Annotated in this window: 14 protein-coding genes; 8 read left to right on the top strand and 6 right to left on the bottom strand. The window is 70.5% G+C overall.

Annotation, left to right across the window (positions count from 1 at the left end; all coding sequences use genetic code 11):
* Positions 1-123 precede the first annotated feature (123 nt).
* Positions 124-882 carry an ABC transporter ATP-binding protein gene (locus AC31A1_RS36100; RefSeq protein WP_489657361.1) on the top strand — a complete coding sequence of 253 codons (759 nt, stop codon included), beginning with the start codon at positions 124-126 and terminating at the stop codon, positions 880-882.
* A 102-nt stretch (positions 883-984) separates the two neighbouring features.
* Here the strand turns inward: AC31A1_RS36100 and AC31A1_RS36105 are convergent, their stop codons facing one another.
* A complete protein-coding gene (locus tag AC31A1_RS36105; protein ID WP_489657362.1) occupies positions 985-1488 on the bottom strand; it encodes a VOC family protein in 504 nt (167 codons plus the stop codon).
* A gap of 121 nt (positions 1489-1609) precedes the next feature.
* Between AC31A1_RS36105 and AC31A1_RS36110 the strand changes: the two genes are divergently transcribed.
* The 3 genes from AC31A1_RS36110 to AC31A1_RS36120 all read left to right on the top strand — a co-directional run bounded on the left by AC31A1_RS36110 (position 1610) and on the right by AC31A1_RS36120 (position 4199).
* Positions 1610-2827, top strand: coding sequence for an epoxide hydrolase family protein (locus AC31A1_RS36110; RefSeq protein ID WP_489657363.1), 1218 nt, complete (start codon positions 1610-1612; stop codon positions 2825-2827).
* Positions 2828-2941: 114 nt separating this feature from the next.
* Positions 2942-3595 (top strand): ATP-dependent Clp protease proteolytic subunit, encoded by a 654-nt coding sequence (locus AC31A1_RS36115; protein WP_365306107.1) that lies wholly within the window; start codon positions 2942-2944, stop codon positions 3593-3595.
* Between the two features lies 1 nt (position 3596).
* Entirely contained in the window at positions 3597-4199 is a 603-nt protein-coding gene (locus tag AC31A1_RS36120) for a ClpP family protease (RefSeq protein WP_393039931.1), read from the top strand.
* 9 nt (positions 4200-4208) lie between these two features.
* Here the strand turns inward: AC31A1_RS36120 and AC31A1_RS36125 are convergent, their stop codons facing one another.
* Entirely contained in the window at positions 4209-4601 is a 393-nt protein-coding gene (locus tag AC31A1_RS36125; protein ID WP_328685430.1) for a helix-turn-helix domain-containing protein, read from the bottom strand.
* Positions 4602-4689: 88 nt separating this feature from the next.
* Between AC31A1_RS36125 and AC31A1_RS36130 the strand changes: the two genes are divergently transcribed.
* A complete protein-coding gene (locus AC31A1_RS36130; protein WP_489657364.1) occupies positions 4690-5469 on the top strand; it encodes a class I SAM-dependent methyltransferase in 780 nt (259 codons plus the stop codon).
* A 102-nt stretch (positions 5470-5571) separates the two neighbouring features.
* Positions 5572-5895 (top strand): hypothetical protein, encoded by a 324-nt coding sequence (locus AC31A1_RS36135; protein WP_489657365.1) that lies wholly within the window; start codon positions 5572-5574, stop codon positions 5893-5895.
* Positions 5896-5924: 29 nt separating this feature from the next.
* Here the strand turns inward: AC31A1_RS36135 and AC31A1_RS36140 are convergent, their stop codons facing one another.
* Positions 5925-6386: an ATP-binding protein gene (locus AC31A1_RS36140; RefSeq protein WP_489657366.1), complete on the bottom strand. Its 462-nt coding sequence runs from the start codon at positions 6384-6386 to the stop codon at positions 5925-5927.
* Positions 6387-6469: 83 nt separating this feature from the next.
* Positions 6470-7717, bottom strand: coding sequence for a DUF6777 domain-containing protein (locus AC31A1_RS36145; protein WP_489657367.1), 1248 nt, complete (start codon positions 7715-7717; stop codon positions 6470-6472).
* A gap of 161 nt (positions 7718-7878) precedes the next feature.
* On the opposite strand from AC31A1_RS36145, the gene AC31A1_RS36150 reads away from it, so the two are divergent.
* Together AC31A1_RS36150 and AC31A1_RS36155 are read left to right on the top strand one after the other, a co-directional pair.
* A complete protein-coding gene (locus AC31A1_RS36150; RefSeq protein WP_489657368.1) occupies positions 7879-9168 on the top strand; it encodes a streptophobe family protein in 1290 nt (429 codons plus the stop codon).
* A 31-nt stretch (positions 9169-9199) separates the two neighbouring features.
* Positions 9200-9628 carry a nuclear transport factor 2 family protein gene (locus AC31A1_RS36155; protein WP_489657369.1) on the top strand — a complete coding sequence of 143 codons (429 nt, stop codon included), beginning with the start codon at positions 9200-9202 and terminating at the stop codon, positions 9626-9628.
* A 74-nt stretch (positions 9629-9702) separates the two neighbouring features.
* Here AC31A1_RS36155 and AC31A1_RS36160 read toward each other — a convergent pair whose 3' ends face one another.
* Together AC31A1_RS36160 and AC31A1_RS36165 are read right to left on the bottom strand one after the other, a co-directional pair.
* The gene (locus tag AC31A1_RS36160) at positions 9703-10680 is read right to left on the bottom strand and encodes a serine/threonine-protein kinase (protein WP_489657370.1); all 978 of its coding nucleotides are present in this window, start codon (positions 10678-10680) and stop codon (positions 9703-9705) included.
* Positions 10670-11146: hypothetical protein (locus tag AC31A1_RS36165; protein WP_489657371.1), on the bottom strand; the 477-nt coding region annotated here is incomplete at its 5' end. The genes AC31A1_RS36165 and AC31A1_RS36160, both read right to left, overlap by 11 nt.

The following is an 11146-nucleotide window of genomic DNA, read 5'->3' on the forward strand; positions in this document are numbered from 1 at the left end:
CGGCGGCACTTGAGGGGGGCTTTATCGCCGGGGTCGCGATCCGGAAAATCGTACGCGCGCATGTCACAATCCAGCAGAGCGATTTTCGGTACTCCGCACACGGCGGCCGACGGGAGTCGACGCGTGATCCAATTACGGGGCGTGTCCAAGGAGTTCGCGCATCGGCGGGGCTCCGTCGAAGCGCTTCACGGCATCGATCTGGAGGCGGCCGACGGCGAGTTCGTGGCGGTCGTCGGGCGGTCCGGTTGCGGGAAGTCGACGTTGCTGCGGCTGATCGCCGGGCTGGTGCCGCCGACGCGGGGCGAGGTGCTGATGGGCGGCCGGGCCGTCACCGGGCCGCGCCGCGAGTGCGCCGTCCTCTTCCAGCGGCCGGCGCTGCTGCCGTGGCGGTCGGTGCTGGACAACGTGCTGCTGCCTGCGGAGATTGCGGGCGAGCGACGCAATGGCTCACGCGAACGGGCGCTGGGGCTGATCGAGACGATGGGTCTCGACGGCTTCCAGCGCCGCCTGCCGCACGAGCTGTCCGGCGGGATGCAGCAGCGGGTGGCGCTGTGCCGGTCGCTCATGCGGCGGCCCCGGGTGCTCTTGATGGACGAGCCGTTCTCCGCGCTCGACGCGCTCACCCGGGACGAGTTGTGCGCCGAGTTGCAGCGGACGCACCGCGAGCATCCGTCCACCGTCGTCCTCGTCACACACTCAGTGGACGAGGCGGTCCTGCTCGCCGATCGGGTGGTCGTCCTCACGCCCCGGCCCGGCCGGATCCGTACGGTCCTCGACATCACCCTGCCCCGGCCGCGCACCCGCGCCGAGACCGGCCAGGCGGAGCAACTGGCCCGGCGGGCGGCCGAGTTGCACGCGGTGCTGCTGGAGAGCGAGAGCTGACCCCAGCGCGAAACCCGCTGCGCGAACCGGCCGCCCACGACGCGCCCAGCCCCCTGGGCGACGTCCACGGGCTCGCACCGCCGTCCGGTTCTCCCGGAACCGTCACTCCCCCGCGAAGGCCTTCTCCAGCGCGGCGAGGTCGAACTTGCCCATCGCCATGAAGGACTCCGTCGCGCGGGCGACCTTCGCGGGGTCCGGGTCGGTGATCATCTCGATGAGCCGGCTGGGGACGACCTGCCAGGACACTCCGAACTTGTCCTTGAGCCAGCCGCACGGGCCGGGCTCGCCGCCGTCGGTGAGCTTGGTCCAGTAGTAGTCGATGTCCTCCTGGTTCTCGCACGGGATCTGGAAGGACACCGCCTCGGTGAACTTGAACTCGGGGCCGCCGTTCAGCCCGACGAACTTCTGGCCGAGGGCCGTGAACTCCACGGTGAGCACCGAGCCCGCCGGTTGCGGGGCGCCCTCGCCGTAGTGGCTGATACGGCCGATACTGGAGTTCTTGAAGATCGACACGTAGTGGTGGGCGGCTTCCTCGGCCTGGCCGTCGAACCAGAGACACGTGGTGAATCCGTCGGTGGGTGCGTCGGTGGTCATGAGCTCCTCCATGGGCTCCGGGTGCATCGAACACGGTCATCTGTATCGACCCCCGCCCGCCGCGAAACTCATCGGTCGGACGGCCGAACAATCCGGGTGGCCGATCCCCCGCCCGGAACTAGTCTCGAATTCCATGACGTCCTCGCAGGCTGACAGCGTCCACCCCTTCCGCATCGACATCCCGCAGGCCGACCTCGACGACCTGCACGCCCGCCTCGACCGCACCCGCTGGCCCGACGAGCTGCCCGGCACGGGCTGGGCCTACGGCGTACCGGCCGACTATCTGCGGGACCTGGTCCGGTACTGGCGGCACGCGTACGACTGGCGGGCGGCCGAGGCGGAGCTGAACGCGTGGCCGCAGTTCACCACCACCATCGACGGGTCGAACGTCCACTTCGCGCACATCCGCTCCCCGGAGCCGGACGCCACCCCGCTGATCATCACGCACGGCTGGCCGGGCTCGATCGTCGAATTCGTCGACATCGTCGGCCTGTTGACCGATCCGGCGGCCCACGGCGGCGACCCCGCCGACGCCTTCCACGTGGTGGTGCCCAGCATCCCGGGGTTCGGGCTGTCCGGGCCACCCTCCGACACCGGCTGGGAGACGGGCCGGATCGCCGACGCCTGGGCCGAACTGATGCACCGGCTCGGCTACGAACGGTTCGGCGCGCAGGGCGGCGACTGGGGCTCGGCCATCTCCCGCGCGCTGGGCCGCGCCCACCCCGACCGTGTCATCGGCGTCCACCTCAACCTGTTGATGGGCGCGCAGGCACACACCGAGCCCACCGCCGAGGAGCTGGCCGCGCTGCGCCCCGAGGAGCGGGAGGACACCCAGGAGTCCTGGCGCCGCTGGGCCGCGTGGTCGCGCGAGGGCACCGGATACGCCGTCCTCCACGCCACCCGCCCGCAGACCCTGGCGTACGCCCTCACGGACTCGCCGGTCGGCCAACTCGCCTGGATCGTCGAGAAGTTCAGGGAGTGGACCGACTCGGAGGACCTCCCCGAGGAGGCCGTCGACCGGGACCGGCTGCTCACGAACGTGATGCTGTACTGGCTGACGGGGACCGCCGGTTCGGCCGCCCGGATCTACTACGAGTGGGCCCACACCACGGGCGCCCGGGCCACCGCGCCCACGCTCCCGTCGACCACCCCCACCGCGCTCGCCGTCTTCCCGGCCGAGATCCAGATCCCGCTCCGCCACAAGGCCGAGCGGACCGAGAACATCGTGCGCTGGACCAGGCTCGACCGGGGCGGCCACTTCGCCGCGATGGAGGAACCGGACCTGCTGGCCGAGGACGTACGGGCCTTCTTCCGGGAACTCCGAGAACGCCGGGAGAAGGGCGTCGGCTGACCCGTCTGCTCACGGCGAATCTGCTGAAAGCCTAGAAATCCCCAGGCCGGGGCGTTGTCGGCCGACAGTGGAGACAGGTCACGACACTCTCGACACCCTCGACAAGGAGTGCCCATGTCTCCACTCACGGCCGGTTTCGCGCCGGCCCTCATGCCGCGCGCCGAGGAGGGCGACACCCCGTCCTCCCGCTTCGACGACCACCTGGCCGCCCAGCTCCTCGGGCAGCGGATCGTCTTCCTCGGCACCCAGGTCGACGAGGTCTCCGCGAACCGGGTCTGCGCCCAGTTGCTGCTCCTTTCCGCGGAGGACCCGCGCACGGACATCAGCCTGTACATCAACAGCCCCGGCGGCTCGGTGACGGCGGGCCTCGCCATCTACGACACGATGCAGCTGATCCCGAACGACGTCGCCACGCTGACGATGGGCTTCGCGGCGAGCATGGGCCAGTTCCTGCTCAGCGTCGGCACCCACGGCAAGCGCTACGCCCTCCCCCACGCGCGGGTCATGATGCACCAGCCGTCGGCGGGCATCGGCGGCACCACCGCCGACATCGAGATCCAGGCGGAGAACCTGGACTTCACGAAGAAGACCATCGAGCGGCTGACCGCCCAGCACACGGGCCAGAGCGAGGAGACCATCTCCCGCGACGGCGACCGCGACCGCTGGTTCACGGCCGAACAGGCCAAGGAGTACGGCATGGTGGACCGGGTCGTCGCATCGCTGGACGATGTGCGCCCGGCCGCCTCGAAGCGACGGATGGGGCTCTGACATGGGGACGTACACGATTCCGAACGTCGTCGAGCGGACCCCGAACGGCGAGCGTTCGTACGACGTGTTCAGCCGGCTGCTGTCCGAGCGGATCATCTTCCTCGGCACCGACATCGACGACGGCGTCGCCAACGTCGTCATCGCGCAACTCCTCCATCTGGAGTCGTCGTCGCCGGAGAGCGAGATCGCGATCTACATCAACTCGCCCGGTGGATCGTTCACTTCGCTGATGGCGATCTACGACACGATGACGTACGTCCAGTCCCCGATCTCGACGTTCTGCGTCGGTCAGGCCGCGTCGACGGCGGCCGTACTGCTGGCCGGCGGGGACCCCGGACGGCGGTCCGTCCTGGAGCACGCGCGCGTGCTGCTCGGCCAGCCGGCGAGCGGCGGGCAGCGCGGCATGGTCTCCGATCTCGCCCTCCAGGCGAAGGAGATGGTGCGGATCCGCTCCCAGGTGGAGGAGGTGCTGTCCCGGCACACCCACCACGACATCGCCACGCTGCGCGCCGACATGGACCGCGACAAGGTCTTCACCGCGCAGGAGGCCGTGGCGTACGGCCTGGCCGACGAGGTAGTCAGCCGACGCCTCGGCCCGCTCTGAGCGGCGCCGTCAGGCGGCGACCAGACTGAGCTGCCCGTTGTACGGCGAAGTCACCCTGCCCTGACGCCTGTTGCGGTGCCGGCCGAGTTCGTCCCCGGCCAGCGACAGCAGGTCGCCGAGGTCGAGTCCCAGCGCGTGGGCGGCGGCCGCGAGGACCTCCGAGGAGGCCTCCTTGCGGCCCCGCTCGACCTCCGAGAGATACGGCATGGAGATCCGGGCGGCGTCGGCCACGTCCTTCAACGTGCGTTCCTGCGCGAGGCGTTCACGTCGCAGGACGTCACCGACCAGGTCGCGCCACAGGGGTTCCTTGGGCGCGGGGACCTGTGGCTCCGGCAGGTGAGGGGCCGGCTCGTGCGGGCGCAGCGGAATCACGCGGGCTTGGTTCGGCGCTTGGTTGCTCACCCCCTCAGACTAAAAGCCGTGGACGTGAGGGCAAGGGATCAGCATTCTGCCCTGGGGGGAATCGCCGATACGAAAGGGTGCCGGAACGGTGCTGCGCGACACATTCGACGGGGCGGCCGAGCGCTACGACCGGGCCCGCCCCCGGTATCCGCGCCCCCTGGTCGACGAACTGGCCCGTACGGCGAACCTCGGCCCGGACAGCCGGGTCCTGGAGATCGCCCCCGGCACCGGTCAACTCACCGTCCCCCTGGCCGAGTTCGGCTGTCGGCTGACCGCCGTGGAGCTGGGTCCGGCGCTCGCAGCGGTGGCCCGGCGCAATCTGAGCGCCTTCCCGCGAGCGGACGTACAGGTCGCGGACTTCGAGCTGTGGGAGCTGCCGGACGAGCCCTTCGACCTGGTGGTGATCGCGACGGCGTACCACTGGTTCGATCCTGGGAGCTTCCTCGCGAAGACGGCGTCCGCGCTCCGCCCCGGCGGGCACCTCGCGGTCGTCACCACGCACCATGTTGCGGGTGGCACGCAGGACTTCTTCGACCGGATGCAGCGCTGCTACGAACGCTGGGACCCGGCCACCCCGGCCGGCTTCCGGAGTCCCACCGAGGACGAAACGGCAACGGACACCGGGGAGTTCGAGCGTTCCGCGCACTTCGGGGACGTCACGGTGTGGCGCGGGGCGCGGGAGATCACGTACACGACCGACGAGTACCTCGACATCGTACTCACGTACTCGAACCATCTCGCGATGGACGAGCCCTCGCGCCAGGGCCTGTTGGCCTGTCTGCGGGAGCTGCTGGAGACGCGGCACGGCGGCCGGGTCACCAAGCGGTACCTGCACGAGCTGATCACGGCCACCCGGAGCGGGACGTGAGCGCCTAGGCCGTGTCGCGCTGCGTAAACTGCGGGCTCGTACGCCCGTCCGTGATGCTACGCGCACACCGCCGGTTTACCGTTCGACCCGAAGGACCGAGCCGTGCCCGACCGACCTGAGATTGTCTGCATCTGCGGCTCTACCCGGTTCGCGCACGAGATGAGCGCGGCGAACCGTGATCTGACCTTCGCGGGTGTCATCGTCGTAGCGCCAGGCGTCTTCCTGCGCGCCGAGGATCACGAAGCGGACGAGTCGATCACCGACGAGCAGAAGACCGCGCTGGACGCCCTCCACCTGCGCAAGATCGACCTGGCCGACCGGGTTCTGGTCGTCAACCCGGGCGGGTATGTCGGCGAGTCCACGAGCAGGGAGATCGCATACGCCCACGCCACCGGCAAGCCGGTCTCGTTCACCGATCCCCTCTGATCAGCGCGAGGTGGGCAGGGCCGCTCTTCCTAGCGGTCCTCGCCGTTCAGGTGCACCACGGCGCGCACCCGCTTGCCGACCGGTACCCGTTCGACGCTCACCTGCGCGGCCAGGGCGTGGACTATCTCCAGGCCGTGCCGGCCGATGCGTTCGGGGTCCCGGGCGAAGAGCCGGGGCAGGGCGACGCTGCTGTCGCAGACGGACACCGTCACCGAGGTGTCCGTGCCCTCCAGCTCCAGAATGTACGGGCCGTTGCTGTGCCGGTCCGCGTTCGTCACCAACTCGCTGACCACCAGGAGCAGTTCGCCGTCGGACTGGTCGTCGATCGTGGCGCACCACTCGGTTCTGAGCTGCTCCACGAACTGGTGGGCGAAGTGCCGGGCCGCTGAGATGCAGCCCGGTTCGCCGGTGTAGTGCGCCGCCCGCCTCAGTGGTTCCACGGGCACGTCGAAACGAGTCGGTATCACTACCCCGTCCCGGTGGTCGATCATGCGTGTCTCTCTCGGAAGGCGGCACTGCCGGTCGCTGTCGTACCAGTGCTCGTACCCAGCCCCACGCCCGGCAGTCCCCCCGATCAGAGTGACGGTGAAATCGACCCCGGCGAAACCGGCGCGCTGAAGCTGGACGACGAGGTCGTGGTCGTGTCGGAAGCCGGCAATTCGGGTGGGGAGGACGAGGCCGAGGAGGCGGAGGAGGCCGACGACGACTCCGTGGACGGCGGCCCGGAGGACGGGGACTCCGAGCTCGGGGACGAGGAGGACGGCGAGGACGGCGCGCTCGACGTCGGCGGGCACGGGCTGGTGGACGTCCCGGGCGTTCCCGGCGTACCGGGGGCCGTGGAGGCGCACGGCGACGGGGAGTTGGAGGACGGCGAGGTCGGCGGGGACACGGTCACCGAGGGGCTGGCCGGGTTCACCGGCGGCGGCGTCTTGTGGTCGTGCTTGCCCGTGTCGCCGTGGTGGCGGCCGAACCAGTGGTGGTTGTCGGGGTCGTAGATCACGAAGATGTTGATGATCTGCGGTGCGGGGGTGACCACGACGACGTTCTGCGGCCGGTACGAGGACCAGGTGTCGCCGGTGCGCTTCGGGGTCGTCTGCTGGGCGACGGGCGGTGCCAGCGGGTTGCCGCAGGCGCACCGGACGCGGGGCACGCCGTGGTTGTCGACGAGGACGGCGGTGCCGGCCTGGAGGACGGCCTGGTAGCTGGTGGCGGCGCCGTCGCGGTAGCCGTGGTTGGTGACGCGGGTGTCCATGCGCAGTTGTACGGGGGTGAGTGAGCGCAGGTAGGCGGGGACTCCGGCGGGCTGGACGCCGGCGACGGACGCGAACGCCGTGTTCTTCGCCGGGGCCGCCTGGAGTGCCTTGATCTGCATCTCGACGTCACAGCTGGAGACGTTCTGGGTGCCGCCATAGAGGCCGGGGGCGCCGCCGTCGACGCCGCGTACCGCGTTCACGGGTTCCGAGGCGGTGGGTGAGGCGGAGACCGGCGGGGCGGAATTCTCGGTGGCGCTGGACCCGGTGAACGGATCGGGTCCGGTCTTGGCCGCGGACTGCAGGAAGACCTCGCCCTTGCTCGCCGTGTTGCTCGAACCGCCGTCGGACCGGGTGAAAACGACGGCCAGGACCACGGCTGCCACCACGGCGGTCGTGAGGATCGCGACGCGCGGCGCCGACTTCCACCAGGGCCGGTGCGGCTCCGGCGCCCCGGCACCGCCGCCGCCCGAGGGCTGCGAGGGCGGGCCCGAAGGCGGCTGGGAGGGTCCCGACAGCGGGCCGGAGGGCGGTCCGGTGGGGCGGCCTGAAGACGGAGGTTCGACGCTCACGAGCTCTTCTTCCCGACGCGGGCGGCAGCGGCATTCATACCGATCCATGCCGCTTTATCCACAACGAACCCATTGTGTGCTCCGGTCATGGTCCGCCCGCAAGCCGACGCGGACGGCCCTCCCGGCGGGCGCACTCCCCGGCCGCTGCTTAGCGTGACACCGTGACCCCCCGAACCCCCTCTGACCAGGCAGCGGCCCGACACGGCTGGCCCCAGGCGCTCGGCACGGTGCTGGCAGGAGTCCTCGGCATGGGCCTGGTGTCCGCGCTCGGCCTGTGGGCGGCGGGCGCGACGGACCTCCCGGACGGCGCGTTCCCCCGGGTCGTCACGGCCACGGTGGTGACGGCGGTGGGCGGCACCGTGAAACTCACCGGCAACGCCGGCTCGCTGGCCGACACCAAGGCGGGCCTGACCGTCATCCCCCTCTCGGTGACACTGACCGGCACCCTGATGACCGCAGCGGGCTTCCTACGGCCCCTGCGGCACCGAGCGGTCGCCTCAGGGGCGGAACTGGCCGGCTGGGCCGCCCGTATCGCCGTCCTATGGCTGCTCGCCCTGATCGGACTGGCCCTGGGCGCGCGCCAGAAATTCTCGATCTCCCTGGGCACCGGAACCCTCGGTGACATCGGCGACCTGCTGGGCGCGTCTCCCGAGGTCGGCTTCGAGGCGGACATAGCGCAGACGGTGCTGTTCGGCCTGCTGTGGCTGGCAGGAGTTCTGGTCCTGTCCCTCCTGGTCTCCCCCGGCGCACCCCTCCCCGCCCGCCTCCTCCGCTTCCACGCGTCGGTACGCCCGGCCGCGTTCGCCGTGGTGGTCCTGCTGCTGGCCTACGTCGCGCTCGGCGTCGTCCTGGCCCTCGTCACAGCGGCGACCCGCGGCAACGCCACCCAGACCTTCGCCCTGATCCTGCTGGGCATGCCGAACCTGGTCTGGCTCACCCTCACGATCGGTCTGGGCGCCACCTGGAACGGCCGGGTCGACGGCCCCTTCGGCCTGCCGATGCCGCACCTCCTGGACGAGGTCCTGCGCACCCCGGACGTCTCCACCCTCAATCTGCACTCGCTCGCCGCCTACGACGGCAGGGTGTGGTGGCTCCTGGTGGTGGACGCGGTCCTGCTGTTGTCCGCGGCGTTCCTGATGGCCGTCCGCTCCCCGGCCCACGTACGCGCCTGGCAACACGCCCTCCACCTGGCCATCGCCTTTGCCCTCGCGGTCCTCATGATCTGCCTGATCGGACGAATCTCGGCCCACTACGGCCTCTCCCTCCTGGGCATCGGCGACGTGGGCGGCGGCCTGTCCGGAGACCTGTCCCTGAAGCCGGAGTTGTGGTCGGCGGTGGGGTTGGCCGCAGTGTGGGGTCTGGTCGCGGGTTTCCTCGGGGCCCTCTTGGCAAGGCCGGTCCACCGACGGGGCGAGGTGGAAATCCCCGCGCAGCCGCAACGCAAGGCATGAGAGTCTGCGCCCACCCAAAGGAAGGGCAGACATGGCATTGCCTCTCGAAGACCGCCTGGCCATAACGGAGTTGATCGCACTGCACGGCCACCTGGTCGACGAGGGCGAACTCGACCGCCTGACCGAGGTGTTCACCCCGGACGTCGAGTACGACCTCACCGACTTCGGCCAGGGCACACTCACCAGCCTCACCCAACTCACGGACGCGGCCCTCGCGTTGGGCGCCGGGAACCCCGTCGCGCACCACGTGACGAACGTGGTGATCGAGGAGCTGCCCGACGGCCAAGTACGCGCACGGTCAAAGGGGTTGGGCATCAGAACGGACGGCTCGTGCGGATCGGTGACGTACGAGGACACGGTGGTGCGGGTGGGGTCGGTCTGGCGAATCGCGCGCCGCAGAATCACGGCACGACGTGTACCCCTCAACGGCCTGACGCCGGGTACTACGGCGCCCCTTTAGGGGCGCGGGGCTGTATCGATTTGCGGCTCCGCCGCGTGGGCGCGACCAGCCCCCACCAACCCGCAGACGAAACACTAGCCAAGCCGCCTGAACACCGGCTCCGCCCACCGAGGCGGCTCCGGCAGCCTCCCATCCCGTCGCGAGGCCACCCGCCGGTCCACCTCAGTCGGCGCATGCCCGGCCTCACCCCCACGCAGCTCCGTCACAAACGCCAGACAAGACTCGTACCGATCATCAGGACTCTTCGCCAACGCCCTCGCGAAAACCTCGTCAACATGCCCCGGCAGACCGGACCGAGCCTCGCTGACCGCCGGAGGCATGTCGTACTGGTGCGCCCACAACAGAGCCATGTCATCGTCCCGCCGAAACGGCGGCCGCCCCGCCAGGGTCTCGTAGACGACGCACGCGAGCCCGTACACGTCGCACCGCCCGTCCACCGGCCGCCCCGAGATCTGCTCAGGAGCCACATAGTCGAGCGTGCCGACGAACTGCCCCACGGTCGTGAACCCGGTCAGGGACAGGGACTTCTTCGTCAGACCGAAGTCGGTGAGGTACACGTGCTCAGGATGGTCGCTGTCCGTGCCGCGGGCCACAAGGATGTTGCCGGGTTTCACGTCCCGGTGGACGAGCCCGTGTTCGTGCGCCGCGTCCAGCGCGGACGCGACCTGCGTGGCGATGCGTACGGCCGTAGGGAGCGCCAACGGGCCCTCCCGGTCCAGGAGGTGACGCAGGTCGCTGCCGGAGACGTAGCGCATCGCGATGTACAGGACGCCGTCCGTCTCACCCGCCTCGAAGACGGGGACGATGTGCGGGTGGTCGATCGCGGCGGCGACCCGGGACTCGTGGGTGAAGCGTTTGCGGAAGGTGTCGTTGCGGGCGAGTTCGGGAGCGAGGAGCTTGAGGGCGACCGTGCGGTCGAGGCGGAAGTCGTGGGCGCGGTAGACGACGGCCATGCCGCCGCGGCCGATCTCGTCCTCGATGCGGTAACCCGCGATCTGCTGCCCGATCAGCTCCGAGGGGCGGCCGGAGAAGAGGCTCGCGTCACGGGCCATCGGGGCTCACGACCTGGGTGGGGGCATGGCCGGGGTCGGCCGGTTCGGCGTGGGGTCCGTCGTCCGAGGCGTAGGTGCTGAGGCGGGTGCCGTCGCCGTACACCCAGCGCTCGTGGTCGGAGTCGTAGAGCCAGACGGATTCGCCGTCGACGACCACGCCGATCCGCAGGCCCTTGGTACGGGCCTCGAAGGACGCGCCGTCCAGGCCGCCGCCCGCCAGGTCCTCCACCGCGCCGCGATAGCGGGCGAGGGTCTGTTCGGCGCGGGCGAGCAGCGGGCGTGGGTCGGCGGTGCGGGTCAACGGGCCGCCGGCCGCCGGCGGGTCCTGGGAAACCGAGATCAGGTGGCGGCCGTCGACCCAGGCCGACCAGCCGTTGGAGCACAGCGCGTGGGCCCAGTCGCCGCGCCGCTCCAGCAACTGCACCGGCAGCAGCGCGTCGAGCGGCACGGTGGGGCGGGCGGGGTC

It is taken from the genome of Streptomyces sp. P5F9, assembly GCF_057961495.1.